The 18,983-nt window shown below is 57.2% G+C and carries 19 protein-coding genes; 1 reads left to right on the top strand and 18 read right to left on the bottom strand.

Going from position 1 to position 18,983, the window contains the following annotated elements; all coding sequences use genetic code 11:
- Positions 1–62 precede the first annotated feature (62 nt).
- The 15 genes from I41_RS04010 to I41_RS03940 all read right to left on the bottom strand — a co-directional run bounded on the left by I41_RS04010 (position 63) and on the right by I41_RS03940 (position 10,280).
- Positions 63–578 carry a hypothetical protein gene (locus I41_RS04010; RefSeq protein WP_145431129.1) on the bottom strand — a complete coding sequence of 172 codons (516 nt, stop codon included), beginning with the start codon at positions 576–578 and terminating at the stop codon, positions 63–65.
- Positions 579–706: 128 nt separating this feature from the next.
- On the bottom strand, positions 707–1,201 hold the full coding sequence (locus I41_RS04005; protein ID WP_145431127.1) for a hypothetical protein: 495 nt from the start codon (positions 1,199–1,201) through the stop codon (positions 707–709).
- A 746-nt stretch (positions 1,202–1,947) separates the two neighbouring features.
- On the bottom strand, positions 1,948–2,361 hold the full coding sequence (locus tag I41_RS04000; RefSeq protein WP_145431125.1) for a hypothetical protein: 414 nt from the start codon (positions 2,359–2,361) through the stop codon (positions 1,948–1,950).
- A gap of 100 nt (positions 2,362–2,461) precedes the next feature.
- Positions 2,462–3,244 (bottom strand): hypothetical protein, encoded by a 783-nt coding sequence (locus I41_RS03995; protein ID WP_145431123.1) that lies wholly within the window; start codon positions 3,242–3,244, stop codon positions 2,462–2,464.
- A 113-nt stretch (positions 3,245–3,357) separates the two neighbouring features.
- Positions 3,358–3,900: an SMI1/KNR4 family protein gene (locus I41_RS03990; protein WP_145431121.1), complete on the bottom strand. Its 543-nt coding sequence runs from the start codon at positions 3,898–3,900 to the stop codon at positions 3,358–3,360.
- A 104-nt stretch (positions 3,901–4,004) separates the two neighbouring features.
- Positions 4,005–4,451: a cyclic-phosphate processing receiver domain-containing protein gene (locus tag I41_RS03985; protein ID WP_145431119.1), complete on the bottom strand. Its 447-nt coding sequence runs from the start codon at positions 4,449–4,451 to the stop codon at positions 4,005–4,007.
- A gap of 111 nt (positions 4,452–4,562) precedes the next feature.
- Positions 4,563–5,228: a dual specificity protein phosphatase family protein gene (locus tag I41_RS03980; protein ID WP_145431117.1), complete on the bottom strand. Its 666-nt coding sequence runs from the start codon at positions 5,226–5,228 to the stop codon at positions 4,563–4,565.
- A 107-nt stretch (positions 5,229–5,335) separates the two neighbouring features.
- Positions 5,336–5,830: an ankyrin repeat domain-containing protein gene (locus tag I41_RS03975; protein ID WP_145431115.1), complete on the bottom strand. Its 495-nt coding sequence runs from the start codon at positions 5,828–5,830 to the stop codon at positions 5,336–5,338.
- Between the two features lie 59 nt (positions 5,831–5,889).
- Positions 5,890–6,411: a DUF6940 family protein gene (locus I41_RS03970; protein WP_145431113.1), complete on the bottom strand. Its 522-nt coding sequence runs from the start codon at positions 6,409–6,411 to the stop codon at positions 5,890–5,892.
- A 176-nt stretch (positions 6,412–6,587) separates the two neighbouring features.
- Positions 6,588–7,121 (bottom strand): hypothetical protein, encoded by a 534-nt coding sequence (locus tag I41_RS03965; protein ID WP_145431107.1) that lies wholly within the window; start codon positions 7,119–7,121, stop codon positions 6,588–6,590.
- 632 nt (positions 7,122–7,753) lie between these two features.
- Positions 7,754–7,978, bottom strand: a complete 225-nt coding sequence (locus I41_RS03960) for a hypothetical protein (RefSeq protein ID WP_145431111.1) — start codon at positions 7,976–7,978, stop codon at positions 7,754–7,756.
- A 325-nt stretch (positions 7,979–8,303) separates the two neighbouring features.
- The gene (locus tag I41_RS03955; protein WP_145431109.1) at positions 8,304–8,621 is read right to left on the bottom strand and encodes a hypothetical protein; all 318 of its coding nucleotides are present in this window, start codon (positions 8,619–8,621) and stop codon (positions 8,304–8,306) included.
- 110 nt (positions 8,622–8,731) lie between these two features.
- The gene (locus I41_RS03950; protein ID WP_145431107.1) at positions 8,732–9,265 is read right to left on the bottom strand and encodes a hypothetical protein; all 534 of its coding nucleotides are present in this window, start codon (positions 9,263–9,265) and stop codon (positions 8,732–8,734) included.
- 105 nt (positions 9,266–9,370) lie between these two features.
- Complete coding sequence (locus I41_RS03945) at positions 9,371–9,841, bottom strand: HEAT repeat domain-containing protein (RefSeq protein WP_145431106.1); 471 nt, start codon at positions 9,839–9,841, stop codon at positions 9,371–9,373.
- 124 nt (positions 9,842–9,965) lie between these two features.
- Entirely contained in the window at positions 9,966–10,280 is a 315-nt protein-coding gene (locus tag I41_RS03940; RefSeq protein WP_145431104.1) for a hypothetical protein, read from the bottom strand.
- 248 nt (positions 10,281–10,528) lie between these two features.
- Here I41_RS03940 and I41_RS03935 point away from each other — a divergent pair, with 248 nt between their 5' ends.
- Positions 10,529–11,569 (top strand): integron integrase, encoded by a 1,041-nt coding sequence (locus tag I41_RS03935; protein ID WP_449273584.1) that lies wholly within the window; start codon positions 10,529–10,531, stop codon positions 11,567–11,569.
- A 229-nt stretch (positions 11,570–11,798) separates the two neighbouring features.
- Here the strand turns inward: I41_RS03935 and I41_RS03930 are convergent, their stop codons facing one another.
- From I41_RS03930 to I41_RS03920, 3 genes are all read right to left on the bottom strand, one after another.
- Positions 11,799–14,270 (bottom strand): recombinase family protein, encoded by a 2,472-nt coding sequence (locus I41_RS03930; RefSeq protein ID WP_168206669.1) that lies wholly within the window; start codon positions 14,268–14,270, stop codon positions 11,799–11,801.
- A gap of 472 nt (positions 14,271–14,742) precedes the next feature.
- Positions 14,743–15,834: a DUF1559 family PulG-like putative transporter gene (locus I41_RS03925; RefSeq protein ID WP_145431100.1), complete on the bottom strand. Its 1,092-nt coding sequence runs from the start codon at positions 15,832–15,834 to the stop codon at positions 14,743–14,745.
- A gap of 2 nt (positions 15,835–15,836) precedes the next feature.
- Complete coding sequence (locus I41_RS03920; protein ID WP_168206668.1) at positions 15,837–18,983, bottom strand: Ig-like domain-containing protein; 3,147 nt, start codon at positions 18,981–18,983, stop codon at positions 15,837–15,839.

Genomic DNA, 18,983 nt, shown 5'->3' with positions numbered 1-18,983 from the left:
TCGACGGCGCCATCGCGGATCACCGGCCGGGCCGGCACCAAACCGCGCTCGACCAACAGAAACTATACCGCCGGCCCGGTCCGGTGCATCGGCGGATTATGCGGCGGCCGCTGCTGACCTAAGACGATCACCTCTTCGTGGTGGAAGCCGCACGCCCATTGCAATGTATCGTCGACGGTCACCATCGCGAACCCCACCGACCAGGCAAAGGCATCCCAGTAGCGCACCACCATCTGCCAGTTGGTTTCGACAACTCGGTCTCGCTCGTACAACAAGTACACCGTGGTCGCGAAGGGAACGTGACGATCAGACAGCCACTGGCGCACGTCGGCGCGTCGTCGTTCGTCGTTCCAGCAATCTTGAATGTTCAGCTGCTCTTCGTGTTGAAACCACCGGCCAGTGTCTGGCCATCCGAGCGGAACGGTTGCGAAGGCCCACTCACAAACTCTCGCGGCGTCTGCCGACGACAACAGGCCGATCTTTGATGCGTGGTTGCGGTGCAGCGGCAGATAATTGTCCTGAAAGCAGAAGAAGTCGCGCTCCGGTTCGCTCAGGCTCTCCCAAGGCCGAGCAGACACGGGGAAAGGTAAGTGCTTCTCCAATGCCGCCTCCGCCGCATAACGGAAAGGATAAGCTGCCGGGGCCGCTTCAACGACTACAAGCCGCGCGAAACCGAGATGTGGCCCCGGTCAGCTTGATCCGGTTGTTATCCGGCGTCCGCTCCCAGCGCGCGGCGACGAATGCGCTCAAAAATCACATGGTACGGGTCGTTTACGACTTCCAGCACGAGGTCGTCCGCGAGGCATTCGAACGTATCGTCGTGAAACGCGAACAGGAAATGCCGGCGAACGTAATCGTCCTTCGTTTCCGGAAAACGAAATCGGTTCATTCGTACCACTTCCTTGATCCACGTCGAGTATTTTACTTCGTAGATGCCGTACGACACATCCTTGTACTGCGGGATTCCCCAGCGTGCTTCGTCGTTCGGGTAACCGAAACGCGACACGAGACACCGCTTGAACTCTACCACGGCGGTGCCGGCGTCCTCCATGTAGGGCGTCCCGTACGGACTCATGCGATCGGTGGGTCGCATCGCATTGAATGTGAGGAACGTGCCAGCTTCCGTTTGCAGGCAGACCGCACCCGACACCGCGGCTTCCGGGCGGACACCGAAATCGAGTTCGACAAGGTCGTCCGCCATTGTGATACCAAAGCCGGATAACGCTGCCGCTCAGTAGCGAGCCGCGTGCGGGGCAGGACGCACAAGACTCGATGACAATTTACAACGCACGCGTGCTCGTCCACTGCATCGACTGGTTAGGTCGCATGTCGTCAAAGAGGAATCCACAGGTTCTTCAGTGGTTGGCGAGAAAGAACAAATGTGCCAGACGTTGGGCATTCCTTCGCTTGCGCATCATAATAAGCCGTATCGTCATGCTTAGCTCTGAAATCGACAACTAGCGTATCTTGACGGACTTCAATCACGGTGAATTGGACATATACTTCTTCAGCATGAAATGTGAAGTACGCCGCCGCGTGCGTTACGTCTGCATCATCTGCATCCTCGGCGAACATCCCGCCGTTGCACTCGAAAACGTCTCCGGCACATGGATCCCGGTCTAATGGGTGATTGTAAATACAGAATAACGCGACTGGTGGCCAGCCGTCGTCATTTGTGTTCTCCGTCTCGATGGAGATCGCGAGACGATTATCCTCGCAACAATAACCCCCTTTGGTCAACCGCAAGGACTGTAGCCCGTCTTGGTGCCCAACGGTGAGTATGTTTTCGTAAGCCATAACAGACTCGGAAGTTTGCGACCTAACGTAAAAGCTCAGTTGCCCGCCCTCAAGCGTGGCGGCTGATGCGAAAAATAACCGCTGCGAAGGAGAAAGGCCAAAGCAGCCGTGGGGCCGGCGGGTCTACTGCTGCGCCTTATTAGGCCGTTATTAGGTCTCGATGGCGAGATGCCAACGGACCCCTTTTGCCGCCGCCTGGGACAACTGCCGTTCAAATACTACCAGATCCTCGCGAACGCATTCATGGTCGGCAATACGGTCGACATTGGCCTGCACGAATTCTAGCAAGAACTGCACCGTACGAAGGCCGAGGGCCGCCTCATGCCAGTGTTCTTCGGGGAGCTGTGACTCGTTGTAGTTGGACGGCTCCCCCGGATCACCGTCAAACAATTCGGCGACCATCTGTTCACGCGACATTGAAAAAAAGTCGTAAAGCGTCGGGACTTTCGCCTTCTTGCACGGCCTATCAAACACGTTGGCAGCACGTGCCAAACACTTGCCGTTGATGTCCTCGCTACATCCACCGCTTCCATCTTCGAACACTGGATAAAACGCGACGCCCATAAAAAGACCTAACGACCCGCATCACGGGGCGGCGGGAGTTGACGTTGATTTCAAAATCCGCTTGCCACCGCCGCTCCCGTGCATGCGATGGTTCGCCAGCTTATCGCGAGTAAACCGGATAGAGCGTTGGAAGATTGTGATCGCCTCGAAGTATTTCCCCGGCCAACCGTTCGATTTGGAATGCCCGAGCCCATTTGTCATTTGAGCGTAAGCCATGCGCAACCTGCGTGACGGCATTGATTAGCCCGTACATCGTGAAGTCCGCTGCGTCGTTGAATGCAAATTGGATGTCCGACTGTTCGTCGTCATCGATGAGGCCCTGTGCGGAGAGGTGACATAGGAACTCGTAGGGAGTGATGACCATTTGCTGAGTAGTGGCCCGAAATCGGGCGAGATCAACATCGAGGCCATCGCCGTTGAATGAGCGATCGATGATATCTTTGATCTTCAGCTGCCAATTTGCAGGCGGTGCATCAGCGGCTGAGATCGTGAACGACTGCCCCTTTTCGCATTCGAGCAGTGCGCCGTTTTCACACGAGACGCGAAACGTTCGGGCACAAGCCAAGGTTTCGTAGTCGCCAGTTTCGGAGTTTTGCAGGAAGAAGCCAGCGTTCATTTTGTCGCCAACGTCGAGATTGCGGCCGAGATCATGAGCCATCACTGCCAGATGGAGGTGGCCGTTTTGCTCGTGGCAATGATCGACAGCGAAGTTCCATGGTAAGTCGCGAAGTGTTTCGGCGACTTGATTCAACAATTCGAGATTGCCGATCGCATTCGGAGCGATATTACGATGACGTGAAGCAAGAGCATCGCGAATGTCCGGTCGACCGGCGTAATCGGATTCTCTGGAGAACGTTGGGAACGGCACAAGTGCATAGTTCATATCGATCTCCCTTAGCTGGCGAACGCCTGCGATCACCTCGCCGCGACGGGAGATCATCCATTTCAAAACGCCTCATTTCGCGGCTGAGGTGCATCGCTTGGTTCTCCCACGATTCAGTAACCGGCAAGCCATTGGAAGCCAGCGATCATCAATGCGATCGTGATTGCCATTACTATACAGAATCCAAGCGTGCCGAGTATGCAGCCCCAGCTCATGTTATACGCCGGGGCTGTCTCTGAGTTGATATCGACGCCATCATTCTTTAATTCGAGAAGGTGAGAATGTAGCCAATCGTTTATGCTTTGTGGTTTGCCGTCATCGGTCGCTGCCGGACCGATCTGGCCAACACGTTCAAACTCCATGATATAAACGATGGTCGGATGTTCGTGCAGATCAATGAGAAATTGCCAGCCACCACCGTCCTCGCCAATCAAGAAGTAGTGGTCCGGTACGGGAAGGTATTGCACCCCCAAACTTTTCCGTTCGTTACGAAGCTCACGATTCCGGGAAATCAGTGCGTCGGCATTATCCCAGAGTGGTTGCTCCGTCGTTCCCTTGCTGAACCGTACAGGAAAATGGATTAGGAGATGACGGTAATCGGACGGAAGCGTCAGGTTGAAGGCATCTTCGATTCGCTTGACGTCAGACTCGTTCATGTACCGATGAGCACTTCAGTGGGAGAACGATTGAGGTAACGGAGGGCGAGGAGAGGATCCGATTTTAGGACCGACTGGGCTGAGCCCTCCCGTTCACCGATTTGTTATCCAATCCGTTCTTGGTTTGTGAGGTCATTTCCGCGTGCGATCATCTCGCACGCAGTTGGATACCAGTAGGTTTCGATCCATTCTTCACCAATCGGGGCGATGCGATCAACGGTCCAACCTCCTTCGCGCATCGAATACAACATCGAATCGGCGGCGGCAGCATTTGTTGAGTGTATCAAAGCCGGGCATTTCGCCAATCGAGTTACTAAAAAATCGGCAACGTCGCGACCGTCACCCGGATCAGGATCATTGAGTGAATCGGTGAACAAATCGTGATCAAGACAAATCAAGTCGGGCATTTCGGTAAGCGACCAGTATGCCGTCTTGAAGTCGGGAGCTGTTCGGGCGACGGTCAGAATTGCACTGGGGTAATGCCGAGCAACTATCGCTTTGAATCGCCGAATGCGGTCGAGATCGTCCTCCAGCATCAACAGAAATTTCATCGTGAAATGAGGGGCGCGATTTGATGGGATAACGACCAAAATCACCCGGTTGCCGCCGAGTGAATTCGCCTACAGGAAACGCCCGATCGGCAACTCGGGTGCATTTTTTTGTTATTTGGCTTCGTGCATCGCGTTGAGGACCGCCAGTTGGCGATGTCCAAGTTGAACCATTGGCCGTCTAGATTTGACGAATTGTATTGCCTCAGCCGGTGTTTTTGTATGACCAGTTGCGAGCAACAATGCCGCCGCAAAGAGTCCAGTGCGCCCGTGTCCTTCTGCGCAGTGAATGAAGACGGTGCCGGAAAGAACGGCCGCTTCGTGAACCCACTCTCGCAACTGATTTGGTGACGGGGCGAATCCATCCAAAATCGGGAACGAGCGATATGATTTGGAGCGTAAAGCGTATGGTTCGCTGAATTCACAGGTTAAGTCAATGACGTGATTTATGTTATCGGGCAGCTCGTGCGAAAGAAGACGGCGACCAATGAGCACGTTGTCCGTGAGTTGATTGAATGCCGGTTCTCGTTTCACGAGGCGAAGGACGTACCAGACAGACCACAAGTAGAGCAAGTATGGAAGAAGAATCAGTTGCGAGAACGGTGACAAACTGCCCCGCGATGATTTGCCGTAGACGATCGGACCAAAGTGGAGGTAACCCACTGCGACAACGCCGAAGCTGACGGCGGGCCATAGCAATAGAAGCTGCCAACCACGCTGCAGCAGAGCCGATGCGGTAAGCAGCACAGCTACTGTCGCAAAGAGCACCCCGTACTTCATTCAGCGTCCAATGATTGCCAAACGGTGGCGTTCACCGGGCCGCGGCAAACGATTCGGATATCAAAACCCGCGCGGCCCGCGGCTCCGGTGAAACGGTTTGTTCGGCCTTAAGTTTGCAGTACACGTACCGCCTCCACCTGCCTAGTACGTTGTGCGGTGTCAGCTGGCTGTTCGTAGCGGTAGTTCACGAGCCTACGATCCGCCCCATGTTTAAGTAGTACCCGGATGGCATCGACATGCCCGGCGAATGCGGCGCTGTGAAGTGGAGCGTACCCTTGCGGATCGGTTTGGACATTTGCATCCGCCCCCGCTCCAATCAGTATCTCGCAGATTATGGCATGACCTTGCATGGCGGCGGCGTGCAACGGAGTGAAGTTGTTGTTCCGAGCAGTACATGGGTCGGCCTGGACTGGAGACCCGAGCAGGAACCGAACGGCCTCGACGTTACCCGACGCCGATGCCAGGTGTAATGCAGTAAGTTCTGTCGGGTCGCCGTCCAGACGAACCAAAATAGGACCGTGCAACGCAACCAGCTCCTTGAGTGCTGCGACATTGCCGGCCGAGGCCGCGTTCCTAACAGCTTCGTCAATCTCAATGGTCATGAGAGCGTTCTACCGAGAAACATTCCCGCGTTCGTTTGATGCAGTGATTTGTCCACCTGTTACATGTAAGGCTTGAAACCATAGTACTTCGGCCGGTCGTCGAGCCGGACATGCAACCACGAGACCCCGGCCCCGGCCGTACTGACCCAAACGGAATTGACACCGACGCGATGTCCCAAGTTTGCGCCAACCTCACGCCAAAGAGACTGACGTTGGGACTCCGGGGCAAACCGAACAAATGCTGCTAGGTGGCCATACGCGGAATCTTCGGCAATTGGATACGGCACAATCAGGATCGCATCTTTGCTCAAGTTGGTGAACACCGCAATTTCGTGACCCGTGTCATTGAAATGTTCGGCGAACGCATTCGGTTCGGGACGACGCACCAAACCAGGACTGTCAAGGATTACGAATTCGAATGGTTTGGAAAGAGCGGCAGTCGTCACTGCGGGAGCTTCCCACCGAAATGCCGAAAACGGGGCATCGGCCAACAGTCCGTTGAACAGCGTGCGAAATGCAGCGTCGGTCTGCAGTCCATGAATAACATCCGAGAACGTTGCCGGACGTGAGTCAAGATTCATGGCGAACCGAAAGCCGCGAGCATTGGTAAGCTTTTCGCTTCGGGTCGTCCACACAGGCTAAGACTCCAGGGCCGAACGACCCAAGCTCAGCGACCCGGCGCACGGGACGCAATGATTGCAACCGCGACACTCAAGCCGGGTTCGCTGCAGCGCATGGTTAGGCGGCACGGCCAACCTCATAAACCCCATCCCGGAAAATGAAAATGCTGTGCAACCGCTCGCGCACACTCTCGACCGTCCAGGCTCGGCTCTGTCCGCCCAGCCTGAATCTCTGCGTCATGCCAAATGCGCTGCATCTCTCGCTTCTCGTCGTCGCTCTCCAAATACTCCAGAGCGCGCTCCAGCTCTTTCTGGCCAAAGAATACCTCTCGCTCCCACGGCTCAGGCGTGCCCTCGGCGCGCTCCCATGTGCGCTCCTCGGCAAAGCAGCCGTAAACCAGCGAGCGCAAATGCTCGCCCGCTCGCCAGTGGTGAAACTGGAATGCGTCAACGACGCTCTGGAAACTCAACCAGACAACGTCCGTCTTGAGTCGTGACGACAAATCCATGAGCACGCTCTCAGGTGTCTCGAATGCGTCGTCAGGCATCGTGACGCCGCAGAAGTGAGTGTCCGCATCAATCTCAGCCTTCGGAAACTTGGCGCGAATCGTTGCGGTGATGGCAGCGGTGTCTGTCGCTGCGCGAACGTAGAATGCGTTGAGTGTGCCCATAAACGTAGTGCCGCCTAACGACTAAAGCTCAGCGACCCGGCCGCGGGAGCCACGATCGCCACCGCGACGATCAAGCCGGGTTCGCTGCAGCGCATGGTTAGGCCGCTGGTCTCTGAATAAACTCAAACTGCTCCTCATGGTGGTAGAATAATACCCAACGCTCTGAATCTGGCCATACCGTAACATCATCGGAGGACGGGTAACAAAAGTCGCTCCAGTGTTCGGTGAAAATCTGCCAACTGGTGCGAAGCGCACACTCGCGCGACCACGAAACAATAACGCTGTCGCTCAAAGCGCCGTGCCGCGCTCGCAGCCAAGTGCAACCGTCATCGTCCGAAACATCTGCCGAATGTGTGATGCCCGAATCCTGCTGAAACCTCCGCGCACGCTCGAACGCGATCTTTGCGTCCTGTGCTCCGAGTGGCTGAAGCTGTGACAGCACTGCCTCGGACAAAACCGCATATCGGCTGTCCGTCCATCTCCAAGCCAAAGGGAACTCTTGAACTTTCATGGCGAGTAATGCCGCCTAACGCCAGCCGTAACCGGGCGGCGACGAAAGATTGTCCATTTCAAATCCGTCCGACTTCGCCGCTCCGGTTCACGGCATTGTTCGTCCGCGTTTTCTTTGATGTTCAACCACAAGCGAACATCGTTTTCTCTGGGTACTCGCGATTGGCCCAATGCTGTTTGATTTTTCGTGCGGCGCTGTTGAATCGTCTTTCATTCGTATCATCGGGCATTGGTTGATCAAGTAGCACTTCGCCAGTGGCCTTGATTAAACGCATCAATCCTTCGGCTTGTCCGGCAATCCGCGATCGACCTTTGATTTCGGGATTCGGTTCCCAAATGTCAGCCACGAACCGGTACGCAACCTCATCATCCGTCTCACTGTGTTTTTCGATGCCGATGCATTGCCAATCGATCGAACGCCGCTGCGGCCGTTGGACCGTATCAACAGTCCGGTTCCGCACTGTTCGCCCCTCGGCACATGGCTGGCAAAGTCCCGCGTTTCGTTCTGCGGTCGCGCTCTGAATCGTGGCGCCACATTTCGTGCAAAGCATCGAGCTAGCGTGTGTCTCCATAGCTGACGAACGTAATGCCGTTGAGCGGCCGCGGCGGCGCAAGCGCGACGCTCGACCGAAAGTGTAGTATACCGCCGCCGCGGTCCGCTCCAGCGGCGGGTTATTCCCTGTCATTACGGCCGCGGAGGAACGCTCCGAGCTGACCGGTCCACCACATCGTTCCGACGAACCAGTGGATGCCGCCCGTATCGAATAAGGAAAGAGCCACAGCAAACCATCTGAGGCCGACCGACGACAGCAGCGGAATGCTGAGCCACAGGAACAATGAACCAACGAGCGGAAAGCCAGAAACCCAGCGGTATGTTTCGCGAGTGCCGCCGAGAGCCAGATGTACTGGATAACGGATGAAGCTCAGGTACACGTTTGCTAGGGTGACGAACGCGCCTAGTGCGAACAGGACCATGCCGACGATTGCCATAGCGGAATAACGACCCAAGCTCAGCGACCCGGCGCACGGGACGCAATGATTGCAACCGCGACACTCAAGCCGGGTTCGCTGCAGCGCATGGTTAGGCGGCACGGCCAACCTCATAAACCCCATCCCGGAAAATGAAAATGCTGTGCAACCGCTCGCGCACACTCTCGACCGTCCAGGCTCGGCTCTGTCCGCCCAGCCTGAATCTCTGCGTCATGCCAAATGCGCTGCATCTCTCGCTTCTCGTCGTCGCTCTCCAAATACTCCAGAGCGCGCTCCAGCTCTTTCTGGCCAAAGAATACCTCTCGCTCCCACGGCTCAGGCGTGCCCTCGGCGCGCTCCCATGTGCGCTCCTCGGCAAAGCAGCCGTAAACCAGCGAGCGCAAATGCTCGCCCGCTCGCCAGTGGTGAAACTGGAATGCGTCAACGACGCTCTGGAAACTCAACCAGACAACGTCCGTCTTGAGTCGTGACGACAAATCCATGAGCACGCTCTCAGGTGTCTCGAATGCGTCGTCAGGCATCGTGACGCCGCAGAAGTGAGTGTCCGCATCAATCTCAGCCTTCGGAAACTTGGCGCGAATCGTTGCGGTGATGGCAGCGGTGTCTGTCGCTGCGCGAACGTAGAATGCGTTGAGTGTGCCCATAAACGTAGTGCCGCCTAACGTCTAGAGCTCAGGCACGCGGGACCAACCAGCGTGAACCGCGAAGCGGAACTGAGAGCGCTATCCCGCGTTGCCTGCAGCGAGTTGTTAGCCTCTTTTGCTGTTTTGCTCATCGTGCCATCGATCCAATCGCTTCTTCGCATAACCAGCAATCAAGGGATTCTCGCTCGCAGCGAGCTGCACAAGCCTTGCCTTCGCTTCGGGCGTGCCGATATCAGCAAGCGCCCATGTGCATTTCCGCGCTAAACCGAAGAACTCATCGTAAGCCAAATATTCATGAGTGACTGTAGCAGCATCGAAGAGCCCTTCAACTGCACGAGGGTCCTTAATGTCCTGCAGCGCGTTCACGATATCTTCGTGCCGAAAGTGGTCCGTGGACCGCAGCAACGAAAGAAGAGGTGGAACGAACTCCTCTCGAACTCCAACTTGGTGTGCAGAAGTGACGGCTCTTTCGACGGCCTCAGGCTGCGGTGCGGACGCAGCGTCTTCCAGCATCTGCATTACCTTCTCGTTCGTGAGCGAAGGGTCGCGAGGGAGTATCAGGTCTTCGGGCTTCATGGCTAACGACCCGCATCACGGGGCGGCGGGAGTTGACATTGATTTCAAAAACGGCCCGCCACCGCCGCTCCCGTGCATGCGATGGTTCGCCCACGGTCTTGTTGCGCCGCGGACATTTCGGGCATTACTTCGTCCAGTCTTCATCGTATGGCTCGAATTGGTCTGGATTTTCGATCTCGCCAAGTTCCAGCATTGTATCGCGCTGAGTCTGCAATTCGATGCCACGAAACTGATCAAGTAAGTTGCGGAGCATGGTTATCGATACATCAGATTCGGTCCCGTCTTCGCAAACCTCGGTTATGGCGAATGGTAAGTCATTGGATTCAATGCCACGAGCAAGATCAACAAGCGTGTGTCGATCGTCGTGCCATTGGTTCGTAAATGGCGAGACTTCCAGTAACGGTTCGCCTCTTCTTGCACGGTCGCGGATTTCCGACATCGGCAGATGTGTCAGTTGGCGAAGCCGAGCGATGAGCCGTGCTGATAGCGTTGTCTCTGTTGAGCGAAACCGTAGTGTGGTCAAACGAGTCCTTTGACGCTTGAGTGGGCGAACTTGTTATTAGACAGAAACTTCTTCAGTAAGCCCTGCATATTGAAGGAGACCTTCAGTAAGCAGGTTGACAGGCCGCCCGCGGGGATGTATACATATGTACCGTATCGCTCGTTCGGCATACGGAGGGCCCATTCATGGCCTCAAATTACCCCTTTCCCCAACCTGTGCCAACTACCGAAACGCCATGCGAGCCGCCCCGGTTGCTCGACCGGATGCGGTTCGCGCTACGAGCCAAGCATTACTCCTATCGGACGGAACAGGCGTACGTCCACTGGGTGCGGCGGTTCATCCTCTTTCACGGGAAACGACATCCGCAGGAGATGGGCGGCACCGAGATTGAGGGCTTCCTCACCCATTTGGCGGTGGAGGGCCGAGTCTCAGCAAGCACCCAGACGCAGGCGCTCTGTGGAATAGTGTTCTTGTACAGGTATGTGCTTCGGATCGACCTTCCCCAGCTCGATGCAGTGCGTGCAAAACGCCCCAAACGACTCCCTGCCGTCTTGTCACGCGATGAGGTCGGTCGGCTCCTATCCGCCATCGAAGGCTCGCACGGCCTTTACCGTCTTATGGCAGGACTGATGTACGGCGGCGGTTTGCGGCTGATGGAGTGCTGCCGATTGCGCGTCAAGGACGTGGATTTTGGCCGGCGACAGCTCGTCATTCGGGAAGCCAAAGGAGACAAGGACCGCGCCGTCCCGCTGGCCGACGCGGCGTGCGAACCCCTTCGTCGACAGATCGCGTCGCGAGCCGAATTTCACGAGCTGGATCTAAGCCATGGGCAAGGCCGCGTTGACCTGCCGAACGCTCTGGAACGTAAGCTCCCTAACGCGGCCTATGAACTCGGCTGGCAATTCGTGTTCGCCTCCGAGCGGATGTCCCATTGCCCGCGTACCGGCAGGCCGGGACGCCACCATCTGCACGAGAGCGCCATCGGCGCCGCCGTCAGTCGAGCGGCCCGAAAGTCCGGGTTGCATAAGCGCGTCACCTGCCACTCGTTACGGCACTCATTCGCCACGCACCTGCTTGAATCGGGCAGCGACATCCGCACCGTGCAAGTGCTACTGGGGCACAAGGATGTTTCGACGACTATGATCTACACTCATGTCCTCCAGCGCGGAGCCTGCGGAGTGCGGAGCCCGCTGGACGCCCTAGTGGTTGCCGCCCGTGATCGGTGACGTTGCGATCTCGCTTGCGCGCCCAGGTCGAACCGTCATGGGCTCTTGTGGAACTCATCCGTCTTGCGATCACAAACTAGGTAGGCTCCTTCCCATTGCCCTGCAGGACCGGCCTTAGGGCCAGAGCGAATAAGTGCTTGCCCTGCTGCACTATCTCACCACGCGCGGCGCGTAGCCAGCTGACCTCGATCACACTGACGTCTACCGCGACTGGCTCCTTCGATCTGTCTTACTTATCCGCTCTTTTCGCCTCATCATTTGTTTCAGCCGTCATTCGCCGTTTTTCACTAGATACTGCCGCCGCGCTGCACCCGACTTGCGCAGCGATATCTGCGTATTTGACTCGCGGTTGCAGGCACAGAAGCCGCCGAATTTCGTCGTACTGCTCTGGTCGCAATACGTTCTTACTGTTTCGGCTTGGCATTCTGCCCGACGCCGCAGCGGCGATCGCCGCTGCGGGCCGGGCGTGGTCGTAGGCGCGCACGGCGGTAGGGTGGGACATTTTGACTCCGTATTCGTTGGCGATGAAATTACGAATTTCGCGGAACGTCTCCCCTAATTCCCTCCGTTCGGCAATTAGCTCGCCAAATTGCAAATATTTACACTCGACTTTATCACTCTCTTTCTCCCTCCCCTTCTTCTTTCGGTCTCGCTTCTTCCCCTTAGGCTCCCACTGCGGCTTCTCCCCCGTCTGCGCGAATTTCAAGATCGTTCGGATGACCGATGCCGTCTTCTTGAACGTCGCAGCCAAGCTCTCGATGCTGGCACCCGACCTATGCAAACGCAAGAGTTCCGGCGCAATCTGGACGTACGGTGGGACAGTTTCGAGGGGCACGATGGCCTCCGTTAATAGTGTCCAATCACTTAGATGTAGGTACTCCCATGTAGGAGCGTTTAGACACTGTGACCTCGCAGTTAACTCAGCGATTACTGGGATTAAATTGATCGCGAATTTCGCCGTCCAGACGCGTTTCTTCGCGGCATTGATAGTCTGACTAACGACCACTTGGCCGACCATCTTTTCGATAATCGGAGCGGCAATCTCCTTATCGGAGTTCAATAGCTGCCGAATTTGGTCAAGGGCCTTGGATACCGCCTCTGCATCGAGAAGCACCGGAGTGGACAGTTGCCGGGACTGTATGTCCCGAAGCTCGGCTTCACGTTCCTTCAGAGTTCGCTCGTAGGCGTTTACCCGTGAGATTGCTGCTTCACTCGGATTCTCTTCGAATTTGTCCAGGTATAACGCCACCTTCTTCTTTAGTTCTTTGATTGTCCTTTCCAGCGGCTTCGTGTCCTTGACAGGCTTTTTAATCTCGTCGGCCAGAAATTTGTTCGCCCGCTCTAATACTTCCTGCTCGCAAGCCGGCGTGAGGCTCGACCGCACGTGGTCGAGGATGCACGACTCAATGATGCGAACTGACTTATAGCCTCCCATCTGGCACTTATGCTTGTGGTCCTTGGCGCTAGGACAGAAGAGGCTCTTATGTTCGCCAGTCCTCCCGATCAAGAGCCGCGTACCGCAGCTGCAAACGGGTCTAATCAATAAATTGCTGTAAACTGATGTGCGAGCAGGCGCGTTTTTAAGCTTGGTGTCGTGGGCGTCGCGGCATTGCCTTCGGCGTGCCTGAGCCGCCTCGAACATTTCATCAGAAATAATGCGTAGATGCGGAACATCTCGTCGCTTCCACTCGCTTTCCGGCACCTTAATGGTGGTTCGCTTACCTGACTCGCTATCGAAGCAATTGCGCGTCATGCCTTCGACTTCTTCACCGATATAGGTTCGTCTGGTCAACAACTGAGTGACGTTTGGGCCGTCCCACGTTTTTCGTCCACCCACTTCATGATCGTTGAAGAATGCCGCGATTTTCGATGGGCTCTTGCGACCATCGACGTACATTTCAAATGCCTTAATCACCCACTCTACATGTTCGTCATCAACTACCTTCTGAACGTCGACACGACCCTTGGTATCTACGATTGGACAACCCTCAGCATCTAAGCAGGGAACCAGCTTGTATCCGAAGCTCGGGGGCCGAATATTATTACCCATGCGAAATGCGTCGTCGGTTCCGCGTCTCACCTTCCCACGGAGCTGATCGACGAAGTGCTCGTGCACCATGGCGAACATCGATAGCATCATCTTTGAATGCGCGTGACTGGAGTCAAAACCGTCAGTGCAGCCGACTAATCGACTACCGCAGTTGTCCATCAAACGACCAAGCTTCAAAGTTTCGATGGCGTCCCTGGCTGCCCTTCCAATTTCATCAATCAGGACGAGTCCGATTCTGCCCGACTCGACTTCAATGGCCGCCTTGGCCATTTGATACCCGCGACGAGCTGCGGACGTGCCACTCACTGCGGCATCTGCGAAAACAAGATCCCAGGGCACCCAGTGACCGAGTTGTGCAGCCTTTTCCAGACAATTCCGCAGTTGCTGGTCAAGGGAGCGCGGGTTGCTCTTGTCGCAGCTATAGCGTAGATAGACCGCCGCGACAGGCGTCAACGTCAAAGAGGTTTCTAGCGGCGACGACGGGCGCCAATCTAAGTCAAGAAATGCGTTCCGAAACTCATCGACAAGGCAGGCGGCTGTCTGCTTGTCAGCGCGAGGCAGGAGTCGGGACAACTCCACTGATCCATAAAGCCTCAGCTGAGTTTCCAGATAAGTCTTGGCTAAAGCCAGTAGGGCCGAATTGTCGGGCAACCCTCGCTCGTTTGTTGACTTCCGGCGAGTGCGGCCGCCAATCGCGCCCCCAATTCCAACGAAGAAGAGCAAGCTAACACTAGTGGTGCCTGCGATTGTCCGTAGGCTCGGTTCTGGAGCCGTAAATTTGTCCTGAATTTGTCCAGGTAAACCGGTAGAACGACAGGTTTGGACGGGGAGTAACGAGAATGAACTAGAAGTTCGTAACCCGAATGACTCCCTCACGTTAGGCCGCAAACTCTTCGACATGCGGCAGTTACAGAAAACTGCCCGGGCGAATCCTGTCCTCTCCGCTCGAAATTCGCATTAACCGCAAGTGAAATGGAGGAGCGACGGCCTCCGACTTTCGGACGACAGGATTTGACCCCCAATTCTGGAAAGTTCGCGTCCCAATCGATGCAGTGCGCGCGAACGGGCGGTTTCTAGGCCAAAAAAAATCGTCGACAGTAGGTCCAACGAAGTATGCGGGAGCCTATTGGTTGATCATTCCGTCATTGACGCTGACCGAGTAGGCCATCACGAATTCGTCAATGTCGTCGGGCAGAAACTGCACGTGACCGTCGAGATAGGCGCCGTTAACTCCGCCCGGATGTTGGCTTCGGGGGGCGGCGGTCATGTAGCCGTGCGTTCCGGGGGGTAGATCGAGCGTGCAGGGCATTCGCGCATCAGCGGCCGCTCGCTGTAGTTCACCCTGGCAGAGCTTGATCGTGTCGGCGTTGGGCCCTTGATTGTTTGGTCGCATCGACTCGCCAAGGCTCTCGGAACTTGCCTCGTACGGGGATCGAATCTGGGCATGGTAACCGTCGCCGGCCCCCGTCCCGTCGTGATTGGCCCCCCAGCCGTGCGGGTGCATGTCGAACGACAGCAGCGTGGCGCCAGGCCACGGCAGTGCCCAGGCGCCGCGCGAGTCGCTCGGCGATTCGTGAGTGCGGATCTCAGCCATCACGATCGTGTGAGTCGTGCCGTCCTCGATCGCGGCGAGGTCCTGGCCACCGGCGATCAGAGCGCCTGGATACATGAGTTGCAGGTCGATGTGGAACGGACTTGTGTAAGCGGCGTAGTTTCCCTTCGCAAATTCACGCCCCAGAGTTAGACCCGCATGTGTCAGGAGGCTTGGCTGCGAGCCGTCGCTCGGGCAGATTAGCAAGGGAAGCCGAGTCGCTTGCGGATTGCCGGCTTGCTGAAAGATTTGCCTGGCCGGATCGAATTGCCGCGCAAGAGCGGCTTGTTCCAGGTGCGGGAGCAAGGTAACGATCCAGCTGAACTGGATGCCGGCATACGGGTTGTAAATAATCTCATCCGACACTGCGGGGGGCTCGCTTTTCAGTTTCGCGAACCCTGCTGCAGGGAGCAGTTTGTGCACCCCTTCGTATTCTAGCGCTGCCAAGGCGAGTTGTTTGATCTGGCTAGCGCATTGGGTCCGTCGCGCCGTATCGCGGGCCGCCTGAACGGCGGGCAGCAGCAGCGCCACGAGTGCCCCAATAATAGCGATAACGACCAGGAGCTCGACGAGAGTAAACCCGCTCCGAGACCGACGGTCGTCATTGGCAGTCCTCAAAGGCATGGCTAACGCGATGGGTCGTCTCCGATGTGACGTTTCCCAATTTCGTCGAAGGCGCTGTCCAAGGCGAAATGGCCGTCGATTCGCCGTGGCGTCGTTCTGTGAACTTGGGGGCCTTCCCATTCGCTGGCACGAGAATATCTGCGCACGACCTCCGCCGAACGCTGCTCCTCGCCTGACTGACGAGTTGCCGCGAACGCTTCCGAGTGAGGGCGACCGCTTCTGGGACAAGGGGTCGACGAATTCGCAACTGGTTTTGTAGTGTTCAACGGCAGCCCGGCCAGGGGCGACGACTCCTCGGCCGCCGATAGGCTGGCAACTTGCGAGGCTTGGAAGCTAAACGCCGTCGAAGCAAGGGATTGGGCGACCGCCAACGGCGGACTCGGGAGCGCACTTTCCCAAACTGCGAGATCGCCGCCGTCCACCGCGCCGCTTGCGTCACCGTCGGCCCCGCTGCCCGGAGGCGTCGATACGGCGCCGAACGTCCGTTGCCAAAGGAGAAAGTCAGCCCCATCAACCAGCCCGTCGACGTCGAAGTCGCCGGGAGTCGCGGTTGGCGCGACTTCAGAAATTCCAAAGTTATCCTGCCACGCCACGACGTCGGGCTGGTCAACCGTTCCATTGCCGTCGCCATCGGAGCCGCTTCCGGCGGGCGCGACGATCGCGCCAAGCTCACGTTGCCACTTTAGGAAGTCCGTGCCGTCGACGGCTGCATCCTGATCGTAGTCGCCGCGAAGTCCGACTGAGATGCGCACCGACGCGGCCGCGGACTCAGAAGTGAAATCATAAGCGGTGTAGGTGAACGTATCGACGCCAACGAATCCAGGCCTGGGGACATAGGTAAACGTCCCATCGGGCTCAAGCGTAAGCGTTCCGTTAGTCGTCCCTGATTTCAATAGGGCGACGACGGCGCCGTGCTCCGGGTCAATGTCGTTTGACAAAACGTTCATGGAGGCGTTTGCGGACGGGGCGCCGCCCGGAGCGTTCGCATTTGGAGCGACGCGCACCACGTCGTTTTGCGCCAGCGGGGGGCCATTCGCTCCGGTCTGTGCCCACACGAACTGCCACCAATCGCCAAGCAGGTCGGAAATGAGTTGCGTGAGCGTCGGCGCCGTGGGCGGCTCGGGCAGTGTGTTGATGAATTGGTCCCATAGAAACGGGTCCGGCGAAATGAAATTGCCGGGATAGCAGTAAAGACCCTCGAACCCGGGGTCGGTGCATTGAAACTCAGGGTGGAACGTCGGATCGTTGGGGTTGGCGACGAATGGGTTGGAACTCACTCGGGCGAGCAGCGAGTAGTCCAGTTCGCCGGTAAGGACGCCTCCGAGCGTGATCGCCGCGACCTGCAGGCGATAGGTCCCCGGCTTTAGTAAGACGCTTCCCGCGGTTCTGATTTCTCCCGGTCGGGCGGCCACGCGAAAGACGATCTGATCATTTTCGTCGAAGATCGTTGTGACAATTGCCGCATTGGCCACTCCCGGCGCCGCTGGGACCGCTAGCGCGAAATGAAACAGCTGAGGTAAGGCGACGTACAGGGCATGCTCAGCCGCGGGATGGGCGGCGTCGAGCGAACCGGCCGCCGCCGCCGTTAGACTCACAACCTCGCTGCCGAAGCCGACGGTCAGCTGATAATTGCCCTCACTGAAGAGACCTGTCAACTCCGCCGCGCGAACGCCAAAGGTCACCTCGCTGTCAGCGACGACGTTCGAAACTTGGACGACGTACTCGCCGGCTCCATTGACGAGAACTGTCAGCGGCAGCGGAGTATGATCCTCCGCAAACGCTTCAACCCGCGGCGTCACGCCACCTGCTTCGAGCGAGCGGATCCGAATTGTCATCACGCTACCGCCGCTTTGGGGCGACGTGACGACATAAAAATCGGCGTCGGAGGGATCGGAAATGCTGCCGATCGCCTCGTAGCGAGTTCCAATCGGAAAGCCCGGCGTCGACTCCAGGGCAATTCCGGCCGCCTGATCGTCGTCGATATGATTGTCCTCGAAGAAATCGGGTAGGTCGTCATCTCCGGCCGGGTCGAACAGCTTGGCGATCTCGTCAGGCGGCAGAAATCGCAAAGTCCCGTCCGCGGCTCGGTCAATGGTTGCCTGGTCAATCATATTCCGGTCGTCGAGGATCGACGTCAACGAATATTCGCCAACGCCGAATAAATCGCTCCGCGCAGAGTCCACGACGACGTACCAGTGGCTGTCAGGGATTACTGGTACTGAGATCGTCAACGTATCGCCGTCGATGCGCGCGGAACTTCGCAGTTCAACGACGCTGCCGTTGTCGTCTAAAAGTGATAGCTGGGGCGCGAGGAGGCTGATGCCCTTGGTTCGCAGCACGAAAGTCGCAAGCCCGACGTAGTCGCCCGGCGCCTGGAATCGAAAATAATCACGATCGGCATCGGTCGAGATGGCCCCGTACAAGACCGTGGGGGCCGAACCTTCCGGCGCAAGTCCAATGCTGTCGAGTTGCAAGTGAGTGGCGTCGTTAATCGAGTCGTTCTGCTTCTTTAGCTCGTTGAAGTCAGGTTGAGGGGCGCCGTGGAGTTGCTGGAGCCGCAGGATATCGCCGGCGGTGGGCGTGGTGTCCGGGGTAATCCCATGCACATGCATCGGCGACGACGGATCGGCGCTGTGCTCTAGCCCAAAAATGTGGCCCGCTTCGTGCACGGCGACGGCGAAGATATCATCCAGCGAACTTAGCGCAGCATTGCTGTTGAAAATAACGTCGCCGACCCACGTCCCGGAAAGGACGTCGCTGGCCGGTATGGCTATGGCAAAAGCTCCAGTGGCTAACGGGGCGGCGCCGATTCGGATGTCGCCGAATCGCAAGTCGCCCCGTGAGGCGCCCGAAGCGCCGAAGGCTGCACCGCTGTCGCTCACGACGCCGATGCCGCCGTTGGTCTGAACGGCCCAGGTTTGGAAGGCGCGAAGAATCGTCTCTTGCCACTGCTCCGACGGAGCCACGGCATTGAACGTCGAGAAGAGCGAACTTGAAACCCCGGCGACCTGAGTTCCGTCGGGGGCAAAGCTCAGCGTTAGATGCGCATCTCCACCCCAGAGGAGGGCATCGGCGTCAAGCAGCGCCCGCGACTCCAGAATTTCCAGGGCCGGCTGGCGACTGCGGTTGTGGCTATGACTTCGTTTCAC

This window comes from Lacipirellula limnantheis, from assembly GCF_007746075.1.
In the GTDB taxonomy this organism is placed as follows: Bacteria; Planctomycetota; Planctomycetia; order Pirellulales; family Lacipirellulaceae; genus Lacipirellula; species Lacipirellula limnantheis.
The sequence above is the reverse complement of the archived record's forward strand: the minus strand, read 5'-3'. Positions and strand labels throughout refer to the sequence as shown.

What these genes read in the sequence shown, in the direction of transcription:
- I41_RS03985 (WP_145431119.1), bottom strand. Translation starts at nt 4,451, where the DNA reads ATGAAATTTCTGTTGATGCTGGAGGACGATCTCGACCGCATTCGGCGA.
- I41_RS03940 (WP_145431104.1), bottom strand. Translation starts at nt 10,280, where the DNA reads ATGTCGGAAATCCGCGACCGTGCAAGAAGAGGCGAACCGTTACTGGAA.
- I41_RS03995 (WP_145431123.1), bottom strand. Translation starts at nt 3,244, where the DNA reads ATGAACTATGCACTTGTGCCGTTCCCAACGTTCTCCAGAGAATCCGAT.
- I41_RS03945 (WP_145431106.1), bottom strand. Translation starts at nt 9,841, where the DNA reads ATGAAGCCCGAAGACCTGATACTCCCTCGCGACCCTTCGCTCACGAAC.
- I41_RS03965 (WP_145431107.1), bottom strand. Translation starts at nt 7,121, where the DNA reads ATGGGCACACTCAACGCATTCTACGTTCGCGCAGCGACAGACACCGCT.
- I41_RS03955 (WP_145431109.1), bottom strand. Translation starts at nt 8,621, where the DNA reads ATGGCAATCGTCGGCATGGTCCTGTTCGCACTAGGCGCGTTCGTCACC.
- I41_RS03970 (WP_145431113.1), bottom strand. Translation starts at nt 6,411, where the DNA reads ATGAATCTTGACTCACGTCCGGCAACGTTCTCGGATGTTATTCATGGA.
- I41_RS03950 (WP_145431107.1), bottom strand. Translation starts at nt 9,265, where the DNA reads ATGGGCACACTCAACGCATTCTACGTTCGCGCAGCGACAGACACCGCT.
- I41_RS03925 (WP_145431100.1), bottom strand. Translation starts at nt 15,834, where the DNA reads ATGCCTTTGAGGACTGCCAATGACGACCGTCGGTCTCGGAGCGGGTTT.
- I41_RS03990 (WP_145431121.1), bottom strand. Translation starts at nt 3,900, where the DNA reads ATGAACGAGTCTGACGTCAAGCGAATCGAAGATGCCTTCAACCTGACG.
- I41_RS03935 (WP_449273584.1), top strand. Translation starts at nt 10,529, where the DNA reads ATGGCCTCAAATTACCCCTTTCCCCAACCTGTGCCAACTACCGAAACG.
- I41_RS03980 (WP_145431117.1), bottom strand. Translation starts at nt 5,228, where the DNA reads ATGAAGTACGGGGTGCTCTTTGCGACAGTAGCTGTGCTGCTTACCGCA.
- I41_RS04000 (WP_145431125.1), bottom strand. Translation starts at nt 2,361, where the DNA reads ATGGGCGTCGCGTTTTATCCAGTGTTCGAAGATGGAAGCGGTGGATGT.
- I41_RS03975 (WP_145431115.1), bottom strand. Translation starts at nt 5,830, where the DNA reads ATGACCATTGAGATTGACGAAGCTGTTAGGAACGCGGCCTCGGCCGGC.
- I41_RS04005 (WP_145431127.1), bottom strand. Translation starts at nt 1,201, where the DNA reads ATGGCGGACGACCTTGTCGAACTCGATTTCGGTGTCCGCCCGGAAGCC.